Raw genomic sequence first — 16,095 nt, 5'->3', positions numbered from 1 at the left:
CCCTTCCTTAACGTAGAACTTAATGCCTAAATGACCTTAATGGTTACCCTCAAGTTCCCCCAACAATATCCCACAAATCCGCTCCGCAGCATGCCCATCCCAAAACGGTGGAATTACGCCGGTTTTAGCACGTCCCTCCAGGATGTTGTCCACTTCTTCCATGACCGTATCAGGATTCAGATCAGCCATCAGGATGTTAGTACCAAGTTCTACCGTGATCGGCCTTTCGGTGGTGTCCCGGAAGGTCAGGCAGGGCACTTGCAGGTAGGTGGTTTCTTCCTGAATACCCCCCGAATCAGTGACAATCAGTCGGGCATTGTCCATCAATTGCAAAAATTGCAGATAACCCTGTGGCTCCAGCAGGTGGAGGTTTTCGATGGCCAGCACTTGGTCCATCAGGCCATATTTAGTCAGATTATTGCGCGTACGCGGGTGCATGGGGAAGACGACGGGCAGGCGACTGGCACACCGTTGAAGGATGCTGACAATGTCTTTTAACCCCTCAGGATTGTCCACATTGTGCGGTCGATGCATCGTGGTTAGGAGATAAGACTTTGCCGCCAGGCCGAGCTCGCTCAGCGTAGTCCCTTCCGCTGCTTTCTCCCGGAAATAAACCAGGGAGTCAATCATCACATTACCCACAAAATGAACGCCTTTGCTCAGCGTATTCTCCCGGGCCAGATTGACCAGCCCGCTGTGCTCCGTAATGAAATGATACTGACAGATCGCATCAGTCACCACCCGGTTCACTTCTTCGGGCATTTTCCGGTCTCCGCTGCGCAGGCCTGCTTCTACGTGGGCGACAGGAATGCCCATTTTTACAGCGACCAGCGTAGTGGCCGTCGTTGCGTTCACATCACCTACCACCAGTACCAGATCGGGCTGTTCTTTCAACAATACCTCCTCGAATTTCAGCATCACGTTCGCTTTCTGGTACGTGTGGCTCCCGCCGCCAACACCCAGATGGTAATGCGGTTGTGGCAGCCCTAACTGGTTGAAAAAGATGTCACTCATCTTCGCATCATAATGCTGACCTGTGTGAACAATCTTGCTTTCAATTTTACCCGAAGCCTCAAAGGCGCGGTGCAGCGGGGCTACTTTCATGAAATTCGGGCGGGCACCTACTACGGAGATTATTTTGATCATGGGGTTGATTTTATCGGCGAACAAATGTAGGGAAAAGGTTGTCGGGTTATCGAGTTGTCGGGACAACTCGATAACCCGACAACTTGACAACTTGACTTCTCACATCCGCAACCACTGCTCCGGCACCAGATCAGAAGTATCAATGCCCGGATCAGTAAACCAGTTCTTGGGCGCTACCACCTTTTTATCCTGCCCGGTATTCAGCCACGCCGCCCACCAGGCAAAGGAGCTGTTGGGAATAATGAAGTGTTTGCACTTGGTCATCAGCTGCAAGTAATTGCCGAACTTCCATCCCTTGTGTTCGTGGCCAACGACTTCCATCGGAAAATCCAGCTTAAGGTTGTCCCGGCACCACTCCACGTCGTCGGAGAAGATAAAGAAGCGGGGTTCATTTATCGTCTTGCCCAGGTGGTCAGCCGCCCGGAGGAAGTAGTTGAGGTCCGTAGCATTCAGGGTGTCCACTTTGAGAAAATCTGTTCTGCGTACGTTCAGACAGATGGCATTGGAATTTTCAATCCGCTCAAGTAATGCTTCGGATGCGGGGATGATCTCCCTGCTGAAACGAAAATCGTTTCGTATCCGCGCCTCTTCTCCGGCGAAGTACTTAGGGCTTTGCCACCAACCGTCGTAAATCATTTCTTCCCGGGGTGTACTCAGCACTTCAGGAGCAAAATGAAAATGCGGTTCTTTCACTACGGGATATCCCCGCGTCACCAGCCAGCTGATTCCCTGGCCCAACTTCGCTACCCGTAGGTTATAAAGAGGAGCTAACAGTTTTGGCGTTGCCAAAAAATTAGTATCCGGCTGAAAAACGTCCAGGTCGTAGTTCCGGTAAACGAAATCCGGCGGGTTGTTGCGATACAACAGGTTCGTAGGATCGAAAACCAGCCCGGTATTGAGGTCGGCTGCTAATTGCCGACCTAAAGCATACTGGAACATTTGGTTCCCCATCCCTCCTTTGAATCTTACGATGACCATAATCCCTGCCTCTATCTGTGTTAGTTTAAAAAAGTGGACACCGTCTTCTCGAGGGTACCATTGTCGGAATAGCCCCGGCAAGCTAATTGCATCGCCAGGACTTTATCCTTGAAGGATTCGTCCGTCAGCACCCGTTCGATGTTTCGCCTGATGGTCCCTGCATCGTCGAGGTCCTTATCAGCCATCAGCCCAAGGCCGTGGTGATGCACCCGGGCGGCACAGCCCGGCTGATCGGATTCCTTTCCTGAGTACACCAACATCGGCACACCAAAGTGAATACATTCATGAATGGTATGAATACCAGCATGGTTAATACTCAGATCCGCCTCGCGCAGCACCCGAAGCTGTGGGACGTAGGAAAAAGTATGTACGTTGAATGGAATACCGCCCAGTGTGCTGGGATCAAGCTTTCCGCCCAGACCAACGAACAGCCGCCAATCCGGTCGTTCCGTTACGGCATCGAACAGCCGCCGCAGGAAGCTTGTATCACCGGCCTTCATCGTACTTACGGTGCAGAGGATCAGCTTCGCGCCGGAAGCTTTTGTCTCCGCCAGCAGTTCTTCGATGTCCTCCCCTCCGTGGCTAACGGCAGCTTGCTCTACCCTCCCCTCGTGCACCATCGGCCCAACGTAATGCAGGGCCGGCCTTGGATCATGTGGGAACTCCAGCTCGAATGGCGTCATCGAAATGGCCGGTAACCCACTGTAAGAAAAAACGCCCGGCCACCAGTTTTCCTGGATATACTCATAAGGGAATGCATTTTCTTTTGCAAGCTCACGCAATACACTTCTGCGGTCCGTGCCAAAGCTGCGCGCCGCCATTTTCCGGAACATCTTTGTACGCTGTTGCTTTACCGTTTCCCAGTGCGCATCGATGGCTGCGGGCGTACCGTCTTCCCCTCTTCCAGGGATGGAATCTGTTAGCAGATAGGGAAGTCCGGGTCGGCGCCAGGTGGAATACCACTGGCTCAGGAGCACGAATTCCCGGTCTATCCCACGGGCTGCGAAGATGTACTCGTGGAGTTCAATGTCGATCAGGATCAAGTCCGGATTCAGCCGGCCGACGGCTTCCTTGAAGGCATAAGGTCGGTAACTTTCCAGCGCAGCGGCCCGTCGTTGTTTCTGGTTGACAAACCGCAGCCACATGCGGCGGAGCTTCCCGGCTGTATTCGGTAACGGAGGGGCGGGATCAACATTAATGAAGGGAAACTCCTCAAAGTTCAGCCCTTCGGCAGCAACCCGATCGCCTACCGGGCGCGGAGCGCCCAGCGTCACCTTATGCCCGGCCAGCTGTAGCCGGCGGGCCATTTCGAAGCTCGCGTTCAGGATGCCGGTCAGGCCGGTGGTAACAATGAAGATGTGCCCCACGCTATTCGTCGTTCATTTCCTCCAGCAACTGGCGGATGACCGCTTCCACGTGGGTTGCCAGTCCCCGGATAGTCGGATAGCGAAAAATGGTGTTGGCCGCCAGGTCCAGTTCAAAGGCTTCGTTGACCCGGTTGATCAACCGGATGGCGGAGAGGGAGTGCCCGCCCAGATCGTGGAAGCTGGTGGTGACCCCGATGCGGTCCAGGGCCAGCGCGTCTTTCCAGACGTCGAGGAGTATTTCTTCGAATTCGTTGGCGGGTTCCTCGTGGGCTGCAGGTCCGCCAATTAGGGCTGGTGAGGGCAGGGCGGCCCGGTTGATCTTTCCGTTGCTGAGCATCGGGAATTCCGGCAGTTGCAGGAAGTGGCCCGGTACCATGTGCGCCGGCAGCCGTTCGCCCAGGAAAGTCTTTGCGTTCGTAGGTGCGAAGCTGGCGTCGGCCACTACGTAAGCGACGAGGTAGCTCCCTTTGCCTTCGTCTCTGGCTAGCACCTGCGTCCGCGCCACCCCCGGCATTTCCAGCAGTACTGCCTCAATCTCTCCCAGTTCGATCCGGAAACCCCGGACTTTTACCTGACTGTCAATCCGCCCCAGAAAGTCAATCTCTCCGGTCGGAAGCCAGCGCGACAGGTCGCCGGTTTTGTACAATCTTTCCGCTGGCGCATCGGTAAAAAGCTTGCGGGTCACGAAACGCTCCGCCGTTAGTTCCGGCTTACCGTAGTAGCCGCGCGCCACCTGGATGCCCCCAATGTAAAGTTCGCCGGGAACACCGACGGGGCAGTGCCTGCCCACCTCATCCAGAATGTATAAGGGTACGTTGGGCAAGGGCTTGCCGATGGGCACGTGATCCACGTGTCCGGCGCTGGTCGGTGCCATCCAATGCGTCACTTCAATACCCGCTTCGGTCGGACCGTACAGGTTGTGCAGTTCCGTATTGGGGAACCGTTCTTTAAAGGTATTTACCTGATGAGGCTTCAGGGCTTCGCCGCTGCAAAAGACGCGACGTAGCGAGGGCAAGTCAGCAGGCTGGTCGAGAAAAATCTCGAGCATCGGCGGCACAAAGTGCATAATCGTAACGCCTTGCTCCCGGATCACTTCCCGGAGATAGCGGTCATCCTTATGTCCGCCTGGCTTGGCGAAAACCAGCTTCATGCCGGTGATCATCGGCCAGAACAATTCCCAGACCGAGACATCGAAACAGAAGGTCGTCTTTTGCAGCAGCACGTCAGTTTCCGGGTCTGCCCGGAAGAAATCACGGCCCCACAAAATCCGGTTCAGCGGCCCCTTGTGCTCGTTCATCACACCCTTTGGGCGTCCGGTTGAACCAGACGTGTGGATGATGTAAATGAGGTCATTGAGACTTGGTCGGTAGCTTGGTCGGTCGGTCGGCGCATTGGCCAAACTGGTTGTTTCATCGTCGAGTAGCAGGCAGTTCCCATCGTGCAGCGGGCGGAGTTTCTCCGCAAGATCCTGGGTGGTCAGCAGCCATTTTGCCGCCACGTCTTCCAGGATATATTGCACCCGCAGGTCCGGGTATTCCGGGTCGATGGGCACGTAGGCGCCACCGGCTTTCATAATGCCGAGCAGGCCGATCATCATTTCCACTGAGCGGTCGACGCATAGCGCGACGGGCTCTTCAGGTTGCAAACCGGCGGCCAGCAGGTAGTTGGCCAGCTGGTTTGAACGGCTTTCCAGTTCAGCGAAAGTGAGTTGTCCGTTAGCGGCTACGATGGCCACGCGGTGGGCGTGTTGGTCTACCGTTTCGTAAAAAAAGTCGACGATTGTTTTGTCAGTGTGCAGGTTTTTGTCGGTGGTATTAAAGCGGGCAGTTTTGGCGCGGCCGCGGGTGCAAGGTGCGTTTAGGGGCAAAGACCGATCTGCCAAAAATTCATCCAACAACTCCAGGTAAAGCTTCCCCGGCAGACCATAAAAAGCCGGTTCCAGCACGGCTTCGTTGACGTCAAAACTCAACCTCGGCACCCCGGCTCCTTCAAAGTCATAGATCTGCAAACTCAGGTGCAAGCCCGGCTCCGTATGCCCGGAGTGCAGCCACTCTGATGCCCCTATTCCATTTCCAAAATCCTGGTTGATGTAGTTCAAAACCACGTTGAAACTCTGGGTAAGTGCGTGGGTGCTGCTGCCGGGTTTGGCGTTCCGGAGAAAATCCATCGTGGCTGCTTTCACCTTTTGCAGAAGACTGGCGTAAGTTTCGCCTTCCCCGATGGTCACCGACTGTGGAAAGAGCTCCATGAACAGCCCCGGTGTTTGCTTGTGTGCGGCGGTTACCCGGTTATGGGCCGTACTGCCGAAGACCAGCTCTGGCTGCCCACTGACCCGATATTGCCAGGCGTAGAGCACGGTGGCAAACACCGTGAACCGTGCCAGATCCACAGACCAGTTCCGTACGTCCGGTTCCATGACCACTTGCTCCAGGCGATTCGCCTGGTCGTCGCTCAGCCTGGTCGTCCAACGGGACGCACGGCTTTCCCGGTTGGGGTTGCCGCGGCCGTACAACTTCGGCGGGGTGGGAAGTTCTTTGGCTTTCGCGTCCCAGTAGGCCAGGTCCGCAGGCTTTGGCTGCGGCGGGTTGATCAGGTAATCAGTATAGGGAGCGAAATTGGGTGCTGGTGCCGCTTCGCCCGCTTGCAGGGCGGCGTAGCAAGCCATCACGTATTGTACCTGCAGGGCTTTGCCCCAACCGTCAGTAATGAGGTGGTGTTGGTTCAGGTACCAGGTGTATTGGCGGTCGGCTCCCCGGATCAGTACCGTATCGTACAGCTTTCCGTCGAGGGAAAAACTAGTCGTGGCGCAACGTCGCTCGCACCACTTTACGATCTCCTCCGCATTTCCCTTAATATCGGTTAACACCTCCAACTGCGGTTCCCGCTCCGTGCCAAGGAATTGAGCTGGCTGACCGGCTTCCTCCCTAAACTGCAGGTGCATCGCCTCACATTCCCTAATCATCTGCCGGATGGCGGACACGAAATGCACCTCCTCCACCTGCCCTACGGCAAAGGTGAACGCCATATTGTTCATGGGGCTGGCGGGCAGTAGTTGCTGGCCGGCCCATATCCAGGTTTGACTTCTTGTTAGGGAATTCGCTTCGCTCATGTTGCTGGATTCACTTCGTTCATGTTGCAGGGGCGCTTCGCGCCTGTTGCAGGATTCGCTTCGCTCACGTTGCAGGATTCGCTTCGCTCACGTTGCAGGATCGCTTCGCTCACGTTGCAGGATCGCTTCGCTCACGTTGCAGGATTCGCTTCGCTCACGTTGCAGGATCGCTTCGCTCACGTTGCAGGATTCGCTTCGCTCACGTTGCAGGATTCGCTTCGCTCACGTTGCAGGGGTTGCAGGGAAAAGATAAATAAAGACCTGCAACACCTGCAACCTGCAACCTGCAACCATTGCAACTGGGAGCGAAGCGACCCTGCAACTTCTCGATCAGGCCGTGACGCGAGTCACGTAGTTGGTCATCGCCTCAATGGTCATAAAGTTCTCGATGGCCATGTCCTGAGGGGCTACCCGGAAGTTGTAGGTCTGTTCCAGGTGTTCCACCAGTCGCATCATCTCCATGGAACCAAGCAGGCCGCTGCCCAGGAGGTCGTCTTCCGGAGCGATCTCCAGGTCGGGGTCTCCGCCATGGATTTCGTTGATGATGTAATTGGTTATTAATTCTTTCATTTTATCAGTTTGATGGCGTAAGGACAGGTTGCAGGGCGCAATAACGGGGTTTTGACTAAGAGATTGGCATTTGTTCCCCGGCACTTGTGCCGGTTTGTTATAAGAGCCGGCACAAGTGCCGGGGAACAAGACCTTAAAGATTTTTTGCGGCAACCAGATCAAGTGCCAGGCGTCAGCATGGCCTTCACCTTTCCCCGGTCCACCTTATCCGTAGCAGTACGGGGGAAACCAGGAAACAGGTACAATGTTTCCGGAACAGCGTACCAGGGCAACTGCTCCTTCAAGTACGTAATTATGTCTTTCTCCGTTGTAGCCAAGTCGTTTTTCAGCACGACAGCTGCGACAAGCGTAAGGGCATCGTCTTCTGTTTCAAGCGTTAGCGCGACGGCTTCGCCGACGGCTGGGTGGGTCAGCAGCTGGCTTTCCACGGCACCGAGTTCTACGCGGTAACCCCGGACTTTGACCTGGTGGTCCCGCCGGCCAAGGAAATGAAGCAGGCCGTTTTCGCCTTCCCGCACCAGGTCTCCGGTCCGGTAGAATTTGCGTTCGGGCCGGCCTGGCAGCTGCTGGTGGAACCATGCGCTGGCCGACTGCTCTGGCAGGTTCCAGTAGCCGAGCATTTGGGTGGTTGCGTGAATGAGTAATTCTCCCGGTTGTCCTGGTTCAACGGGTTCATCGTTTTCATTGAGGAGGAGCCGGTCGGTATTTTGCCAGACTTCACCGATCGGGATCGGATCGTCGTTTGGCGGCGGAGCGGGGATGTCGTAGCAGGTACAGACGTTGGTTTCGGCCGGACCATAAAGGTTACCGATGGTGGCCTGGGGGCAGGTTTCCATCAGTCGGCGGACGTACTTGGGCGCCAGGGGCTCACCGGCGTACAGGATGGTGTGCAGGGTGCTCAGGTCGAGGCCGTCGGTGACCCCGGCGTTGAGCAGTTGGCTGAGGGCCAGGGGGACGGAGTACCAAACGGTCATTCGCTCCCGGGCCATCAATTGGCCAAGGCTGGCGGGGAAGATCGTTTCGGCGTCGGTGGCAATGATGGCGGTAGCGCCAACGAGCGGTGCACCGAAGTAGGCTAACTGGGAGATGTCAAAATAAATCGGTGCGTGGTTCCCAAAGCGGTCATCGGGCCCCAGTTCATACCGGGTCACGGCGTTGCGGGCAAAAGCCAGGCCGCTGGCGTGGCTGTGCATGATGCCCTTGGGTTTACCCGTAGAGCCGGAGGTGTAAATGATGTAGGCCAGGTCGGTTTCTACCTGCCGGGGTGGCGCCCAGTTAGTGGTGGAAGCTTCCGCAACATCCTCCCAGTTAAAAACGGTAACGTTGCCGTCCTCCACCTTGCGCCCACCGATGATGGTTTGCACCTGCGTCCGCGCCGCTAAAAGACGCTGCAGGTTACGATGTTGAGACGGGTGGGTTACCAAAATTTTGATCCCACAATCTTCCACTACGAAAGCGTTGCGCTCCGGCGGCGCCTTCGGGCTGAGCGGAACGTACACCGCGCCAGCTCGTAAAATACCGTAAATCGCCACCGCTGTTTCGATGCTCCGGTGAAGATAAATACCGACGCGATCGCCAGGCTTCACCCCCTGCTCGCGAAGCAGGTGCGCCAGTTGCTGCACCCGGTCGGCCAACCCACGGTAAGTGAGTTGCTCCTTACCACAAACAAAGGCTGTTTTCTTCGGAAATCGCTCCGCTGAGGAAAATACGGTATGCGGTAAAAGGTAAATCAAAGGCCGAGAAATTTGGCGATGATGTTCTTCTGGATATCGGAGGTGCCGGCATACAAAACACCCCCCACGGCATCACGCAGGTCACGTTCCACGCCTCCATTCCCCAGGTAGGCGCCGCCCCCGTAGGTCCGAACCGCGTCGAGGCTGGACGCCACAAAGGCTTCGCTGAGTTGGAGTTTCAGGAGCGCCGCTTCAAGGCGGGCAGCGTCGCCCCGCTGCTTGAGCCAGGCGGTTTTATAAAGTAAGAGACGAGAAGTTTCCAGCCGCAATTTCATGTCGGCAATCCGGTGGGAGACGGCCTGAAAACTGCCGATGGATTTACCGAATTGTTTGCGCTCCCGCGCAAATTTAATCGCCCCGTCAAGCTGCCGCTCCATGGCGCCGAGCTGACTGGCCAGAATGGCACAGCGGTCATACTCCAAAGAGTGGTTCATGATCGAAAAGCCCAGGCCTTCGCCGCCCACCAGTGCGTCGGCGGGCACAAAACAATCATCGAAGTGCAGGCTGCCGATGTGGATGGAGCGCATGCCCATTTTATCCATTTTATCGCTGGTCGTGAACCCCGGTGTTCCCCGGTCGACCAGAAAAGCAGAGATTCCCCACCCGCCGAGTTTTGGGTTGGTTTTAGCAAAGACCAGGACCACATCCGCCAGGGGTGCCAGGGTAATCAGGTGCTTGGTGCCGGTGAGGCGGTAGCCGCCTTCCGCTTTCACTGCCGCCAGCTGCATGCTCATGATGTCCGACCCCGCTTCGGGTTCAGTCAGGGCGTGTGCGCCGATGATTTTACCAGCGGCCATGCCAGGCAGGTATTTTTGCTTCTGTGCTTCGCTGCCAAAATGCAGAATGGGCGTTTGGACCGTCCACATCTGCGCATTGAGCGCAAAGGCAAGACCGTTGTCCGTACAGCCATAGCCAAGGGCCTCCATGGCAAGTAACGCCCGCATAAAGTCGACTTCTTCCAGTTTTCCTCCATAAGCTTTGGGCAGCGATAACCCCTGAATACCGAAGGCTGCACAGGCTTCCCACAAGTGGCGCGGAAAAGTCTGTGTGGCATCGTTCTCGCGACTTTCCCCACTGAGCTCAGCGGTGGCGAAGGCGGCCACGCGCGCTTTATAATCGAGGTATTCCTGAGGCCAGGAGAAGTCCATTTCGTAGTATTCAGTTATAAGTAGTCAGGTTTCAGCGGCAGTAATCAGGTTTCAGTAACCGATTTCCGATCTTCTCCCGGGCTAAAGGTCGTTATTTGGGCGGGGACGCGGGTGCGGGGGGAGGTTTAGGAAGCAGTTCGTTTTCTCATCCGATGAACTTTTATCTCCGGCTATCGCCTTTGAAAAAGATACATCGGATGAGAAAACAACTGGCGCTAAAACGAGTACCGCAGCGTCCCCCGTAAGAAGAACGGCGCACCGGGCGTAAAGTGAATTTCTTCCACGCTGGTGAGTTCGTTCCGAAGGCGGGACTCCGTGGCGAATTGTGTTTCCTTCCAATCTACGTCGAACAGGTTTTCGATGCTCAACCCAATAGAAAATGGGTTGAAGTCATAGTTGGCATTAAGGTCAACGATGGTGTAGCCATCAGCAATGATGCTGTTGTCTTCGTTGGCCGGCCGGTCAGCAATGTAACGAAACTGCACACCGCCTTTAAACCTGCCGGTAACGGCGTTTACACCACCCACCGCTGTGTAAACGGGAGCCAGTGGGATACGGTCTTCTCCTTCAGATTCTTCCAGGGCGCGGCCGTAGGCGTAGTTCGCATCAATGTTGGCGAACAGCCAATCCTTAACCTGATAGCGCAGGCCGAGGTCCACACCGTAGCGGCGGCTGCGGCCGCTTGGTTCTACTATGCCGGCGTCGCCGACGTACACAAACTCTTGCTGGAGTTCCAGCGCCCAAAGCGCCACGTTGGCCACTACCCGCCGTGCGGGTTTAAATACGGAGCCCAAGTCTACACCGAAGGCCGCAGGCAGAATTCTCCGGTCATCCTGCTCCAACACTACGCGCGTATCGTTGGAATGGAAACCGACACCTGCTTTAGCAAACAGTTGGACGTTGTTGGTAGCATTGTAGATCACCGCCAGCTTGGGGGCCAGCAGGCCCTTATCCTGTGTCTGCGGACTGTAGAGAGAGTCCAGCTTATCTTCATAGTTGTAGGTAAAGTAATCGTACCTCAATCCCGGGCGGATGACGAAGTCTCCGGCGTCAATTTCCGCGTCGGCGAAGAGGTAGATGTTTTTCTCGTCCACATCACCAAACTGCAGGTACTCCAAAATTTCGTTGCGGTTCTTGGTACGAGCGAGTTGGTTGTCCTTCACCCGGTCGGCCCTCAGGCCGGTACCGACCCGGAAGAGTACTTCGTTGGGACCCAAATAAGCCACCTTATTCCAGCTGGACTCAAAGCCGAACATTTCCCGATCTTCGAACTGACGGATCTGGTCTCCATTAACCGGATCCTCCAGGAAGAAGGTGAAGTTGGAGAACAGTTCGAAGTCGTAGAGGGAGTAGTAAAAGTTGCTTTTCACGAAGGAGTTGTCCTCCATTACATGGCTGAGTTCAATCGCAAGATTAGTCCGGCTGGTATTCCCGCCTTCCGTATCATCGATGGCCCCAAACCGGGTGATCGTGCCATCATCGACGGCCCGTTGAGGAACCTGGCCCGAAGCATCCCATTCACTACTGAAGTGCGACGCCAACACGGAGAAGTTGGTACCGTTGTTCAGGCGCTGGGAGTACTTACCCATGAAGTTGTTCCGGTAAAAATTCTGCGATGACTCGAAAGGTCCGTCAGTGGTCAGGTACTCAGCAGCAATGTAAGCGTGGCGATCGGTCGTATCAATCAGGTTAAACATACCTAGTGCACGGTAGCTGTTGAAACTGCCCGTTTGCAGGCTGAACTGGGAAGATTCCAGCCTGTCCTTAGTCCGGAAATCGACGTAACCTGCTGTATTAAAATTCCCCTTATCGGCATTATAAGGGCCTTTCCCGAAGTCAATCTTTTCGATGGTTTCGGGGATAACGAAGTGCATGTCAGCGTAGCCCTGTCCGTGTGCGTGAGAAACCATGTTTACGGGCATCCCGTCAACGGAAATGGCAATATCGGTACCGTGATCGATGTCAAAACCCCGCAAGAAGATTTGTTCTGCTTTACCTCCGCCGGCATGTTGGCCGATAAAGAGGCCCGGCACTTTACGCAGGATTTCCTGTGAAGAACGAACCGGATCGATCTCTACGTCAATGGCGGAGACGATGTTGGTCTGGCGGTTGTTGTTCCTGACGGTTACCTGCCCCAGGTTAAAGGAGGAGGATTCCAGCTTCAGGTCAAGCCTTTCAGAAAAATCAGTCACAATAACGCGCTCGGGTTCAAAACCGAGGTAGCTGATCACCAGGGTATCTCCCAGCGAAGCGCCGCGGAGCAGAAAGCTGCCGTTCTCATCGCTGTGGGTATGAACGTCGGTACTTTTCACCAGCACGTAAGCTCCGATCAGTGGTTCGTTTTTGACACTGGTGACTTTACCTCGGATGTCCTGTGCACTGAGCGTCTGCATAAAAAGCAGGAGTACAAATAAGGAAATCAGCTTAGGAAAAAGCTCCGCTGTCCTTGGTTTGCAAAAGGCGTAAAATGGATGCATGTGTAGTTAGTTGTTAAAAAAGTTTCTTGATTTAGCCTACGTTACGTAAAAACGTTGGGGTTGGTTTTTGAGATTGGGGACTTTTAGACGTGGATTCCGGATTTCGGATTCTTTTAACGGCTTTTAGGACAATCAGGGCCCTGTTTTGAACAGCTTCATCACCGTTTCAAAACCATTTCCAATCCGAATCCTTACTTACTTGCGTACCTTGCCTCGATTTTAAGTGCAAGAGAACGTAATTAGGTTCTTACAGGGTGCAAAACTAAACCTATGACGGGATTCAGAAAAGTCTGGAGGATGTTGACGTCGGCAGAACGTCGAAAATTTAGCTTCCTTGCCGTGGTCGTATTCGTTATGTCGATTCTTGAAGTTGTCGGAGTTGTCTCCGTACTCCCCTTCATCCAGTTGGTTGCAGACCCCGGTATCGTTGACCGGAGCGAGTTCCTGCACGAGGTTTACGTTACGCTTGCTTTTGAGAATATTCGGGAAATGATGATCTGGGCCGGTGTGGCCGTAATCGGGTTACTGTGTCTGACTAATGCTTTCTCCGTTTTCAAAACCTGGTTACAATACAAGACTTCCTGGAGCGTGTCTCACCAAGTGAGCGTAAGGTTGCTCAAAGCCTACCTCGCCCGCCCCTACGAGTACTTTCTCCACAGGAATACGACGGAGTTTACGGCTTTCGTCATTGGAGAGACTACTCACCTCACCAACGGTGTAATTCTGCCCGTCATTGAGGTTTTCTCCCGTGGTTTGGTTTCCATCATCATTTTCAGTTTGCTGCTTTGGGTTGACGTGAAAGTTGCGTTGGTCATGTTCGGAGCTCTGGGTACGGCCTATACCATCATTTTCCTGTTTCAGCGCCGCTACCTGCGGCAAATTGGTGAAAAACGCATTGACCTTACCGTTAAACGTTACCAAAGTGTCATCCAACTCTTTGACGGGATCAAAACCGTGCAAGTGTTTGACCGCGACTCTTTTTTTGCGGATCGTTACGAAGCGGCCTCCCGTGAATTCTGTGACATTCAACCCAGTTACAACGTCACGGTTTCCGCCCCAAAATATATTCTCGAAGTACTTGCTTTCAGCGCCATCGTAGTTGTCACCATTCACTTATATCTGACGGTTGGAGACATTGCCAACATCATCCCCAAGCTAAGTTTGTATGCCGTTGCCGGTTACCGGTTGCTGCCGGCACTCCAGTCCGGGTTCGCCGCTATCGGAAAGCTGGTTCACACCTGGCCGGTGATCGACAAGCTTTACGATGCGCTGTACGTTACCTCGGGCAAAAAGAACGTGTCTAAGGCGATGCCCCGGCCGACAATCAATACCAACTCAAACGTGAAAGAGGCCAGTAACCAGCTTGTGCTGCGTAACTCCATCAGTCTGGAAAATCTGACGTTTACCTACGAAAACAATGAGCGTCCTACCCTTCAGGACATCAACCTTACCATCAGGCAAGGGGAAACAGTAGCTTTTGTTGGGGCTACCGGCTCTGGTAAAACTACGCTCGTCGACCTCATTGTCGGATTACTCAGCGCCGATAAAGGGGCCGTCAAAATTGACCAGACCCCGCTTACCTCCAATCTGCTCTCCTCCTGGAGAAGCGCCATTGCTTATGTACCACAAGATGTTTTTCTTTTCGACGATACTGCAGCGCGTAATATCTCCCTGAAAGAAACGCTGACCGAAGCTGAAGAAGCTCGTCTGCAGGAAGCAGCGAAAATGGCCGACATCCATGATTTCATTTCGGAGGAACTTACCAATGGTTATCATACCATGATTGGAGAAAAAGGGGTCCGCCTCAGTGGCGGACAACGCCAACGGTTGGGCCTGGCCCGAGCCTTTTTCCATCAACCGGCCGTCCTTGTCCTCGACGAAGCTACCAGCGCCCTGGATAATGTAACGGAACGAGGCATCATAGAATCACTCAATAACCTACCCCAGGAGATCACCACAATTGTCATCGCGCACCGCTTATCCACCGTCCGCCATGCTGATCGGATATTCCTGGTCCGGGACGGGGTAATCTCTGCCAGTGGTACTTTTGCGGAATTGGAAGCGAAAAGTGAAAGCTTTCAGGAAATGGCACGGTCCGTTTAACGGCTGATCCTTTGATAAAAGATTATTGGTGCCATTCCCCTCCTTTCGGGTTCAAACAGAGATCATACTAAAGATACTAAAGAGAAATGAAAATTACGTTCCGACCATTGCTGGCTTTACTGCTGGCCTTTTGCTTTTTGCTTCCTTTTTCCGCTGAGGCCCACGCCCCGGATCAAAGCTACCTGTACCTCAACATCTATAAAGACAACATCAGGGGGCGGTACGAAATCTCCATGCCGGACATTAACCTGGCCGTCGGTAGTGAACTGACCAAACCAATGTCAATGGCTGCGATGGAACCTTACCTCGACCAGCTGCGGGCCTACATCAAAAGCAGGTCCTCTTTTGCCGCAGGCCAGGCATATATCATCCGATTTACCGATGTTGAGGTGGTCAACCTTGAAGATGAAGAGGATTTCATTCGGTTGAACTTCGTCCTGGACGGCCTGACGGAAGTTCCGGACGAACTCAACATCAGGTACGAGCTGCTTTTTGATGTGTCTCCCAACCATTCCGGCGGGCTCATCCAGGAGCACAACTGGAAAGCGGGGATCCTGTCTAACTACTCCCGGTTATCTGCCATTTTCGATAAGGGTACCACGGAGCAATCGCTGGACCTGACGAATGGTTCCGTCTGGCAAGGCTTCACCGCACTGGTTAAACTTGGCATGTGGCACATCTGGATTGGGCTCGATCACATCCTCTTCCTGGTTGCCCTCATCATTCCGTCCGTGGTTCGGCGCCGGCCAAAGACCGTACTCGCCGACGGCGGCAAAGCCTGGGAATGGGTTCCGGTATCCGACTTCAAGTCCGCCTTCCTGTACATTCTCAAAATCGTGACGGCCTTTACCGTAGCGCACTCCATCACCCTGGCCATAGCCTCCTTCGGTTGGGTCGAACTCAATTCCAGGCTGGTAGAAAGCATCATCGCCTTCTCCATTGCCGTAGCAGCGTTTCACAACATCGTGCCGATCTTCAAGGCTAAAGAATGGATCATCACCTTCGTTTTCGGCTTATTTCATGGCTTCGGCTTTGCCAGCGTGCTTGGTGAAAAAGGCCTTAGCGGTGATTATATGGCTTATTCGCTTCTCGGCTTCAACGTCGGGGTAGAACTAGGACAGGTACTCATCGTTTGTGCCATCTTCCCCATCCTGTTCTTCATTCGTAAAACGAAGTTTTACCCGTACTTCATTTTCTGGGGTTCTATCTTCCTCATCCTCATGGCCATGCACTGGGTCGTTGAACGGGCCTTTGATTTCAACTTTAAATTCTTCGACCTCTTTAAGAACATCTTCGGAATGTAGGGGTCGCTCCGCTCCCGGTTGCAGGGGTTGCAGGTTGCAGGTTGCAGTGGTTACCGGCCCTTATATTTCCAGCCAGTGCAACGGGAGCGAAGTAACCCCGCAACCCTTGTAACGGGAGCGAAGCGACCCTGCAACCCCTGCAACGGGAGCAAAGCGACCC

General features: G+C 54.2%; 10 protein-coding genes. 2 read left to right on the top strand and 8 right to left on the bottom strand.

Annotated elements, in window-relative coordinates; translation table 11 throughout:
* Window positions 1-36: 36 nt before the first annotated feature.
* From wecB to B036_RS0108775, 8 genes are all read right to left on the bottom strand, one after another.
* The gene (wecB, locus tag B036_RS0108810; RefSeq protein WP_044102228.1) at window positions 37-1,143 is read right to left on the bottom strand and encodes a non-hydrolyzing UDP-N-acetylglucosamine 2-epimerase; all 1,107 of its coding nucleotides are present in this window, start codon (window positions 1,141-1,143) and stop codon (window positions 37-39) included.
* A gap of 102 nt (window positions 1,144-1,245) precedes the next feature.
* Entirely contained in the window at window positions 1,246-2,124 is an 879-nt protein-coding gene (locus B036_RS0108805) for an alpha-1,2-fucosyltransferase (RefSeq protein WP_020568336.1), read from the bottom strand.
* Window positions 2,125-2,144: 20 nt separating this feature from the next.
* Window positions 2,145-3,491: a nucleotide disphospho-sugar-binding domain-containing protein gene (locus B036_RS0108800; protein ID WP_020568335.1), complete on the bottom strand. Its 1,347-nt coding sequence runs from the start codon at window positions 3,489-3,491 to the stop codon at window positions 2,145-2,147.
* A gap of 1 nt (window position 3,492) precedes the next feature.
* Window positions 3,493-6,600 carry a non-ribosomal peptide synthetase gene (locus B036_RS0108795; RefSeq protein WP_020568334.1) on the bottom strand — a complete coding sequence of 1,036 codons (3,108 nt, stop codon included), beginning with the start codon at window positions 6,598-6,600 and terminating at the stop codon, window positions 3,493-3,495.
* Between the two features lie 330 nt (window positions 6,601-6,930).
* A complete protein-coding gene (locus tag B036_RS28625) occupies window positions 6,931-7,170 on the bottom strand; it encodes an acyl carrier protein (RefSeq protein ID WP_020568333.1) in 240 nt (79 codons plus the stop codon).
* 158 nt (window positions 7,171-7,328) lie between these two features.
* Window positions 7,329-8,903 carry an amino acid adenylation domain-containing protein gene (locus tag B036_RS28620; protein ID WP_020568332.1) on the bottom strand — a complete coding sequence of 525 codons (1,575 nt, stop codon included), beginning with the start codon at window positions 8,901-8,903 and terminating at the stop codon, window positions 7,329-7,331.
* Window positions 8,900-10,051 (bottom strand): acyl-CoA dehydrogenase family protein, encoded by a 1,152-nt coding sequence (locus B036_RS0108780; protein ID WP_020568331.1) that lies wholly within the window; start codon window positions 10,049-10,051, stop codon window positions 8,900-8,902. The genes B036_RS28620 and B036_RS0108780 overlap by 4 nt, the downstream gene beginning before the upstream one ends.
* A 215-nt stretch (window positions 10,052-10,266) precedes the next feature.
* The gene (locus B036_RS0108775) at window positions 10,267-12,528 is read right to left on the bottom strand and encodes a TonB-dependent receptor (protein ID WP_020568330.1); all 2,262 of its coding nucleotides are present in this window, start codon (window positions 12,526-12,528) and stop codon (window positions 10,267-10,269) included.
* A 270-nt stretch (window positions 12,529-12,798) separates the two neighbouring features.
* On the opposite strand from B036_RS0108775, the gene B036_RS0108770 reads away from it, so the two are divergent.
* Both B036_RS0108770 and B036_RS0108765 read left to right on the top strand, forming a co-directional pair.
* A complete protein-coding gene (locus tag B036_RS0108770) occupies window positions 12,799-14,631 on the top strand; it encodes an ABC transporter ATP-binding protein (RefSeq protein WP_083926165.1) in 1,833 nt (610 codons plus the stop codon).
* An 86-nt stretch (window positions 14,632-14,717) separates the two neighbouring features.
* Window positions 14,718-15,935 carry a HupE/UreJ family protein gene (locus tag B036_RS0108765; RefSeq protein ID WP_026231821.1) on the top strand — a complete coding sequence of 406 codons (1,218 nt, stop codon included), beginning with the start codon at window positions 14,718-14,720 and terminating at the stop codon, window positions 15,933-15,935.
* Window positions 15,936-16,095 lie beyond the last annotated feature (160 nt).

This window comes from Neolewinella persica DSM 23188, assembly GCF_000373105.1.
GTDB lineage: Bacteria > Bacteroidota > Bacteroidia > Chitinophagales > Saprospiraceae > Neolewinella > Neolewinella persica.
The sequence above is the reverse complement of the archived record's forward strand: the minus strand, read 5'-3'. Positions and strand labels throughout refer to the sequence as shown.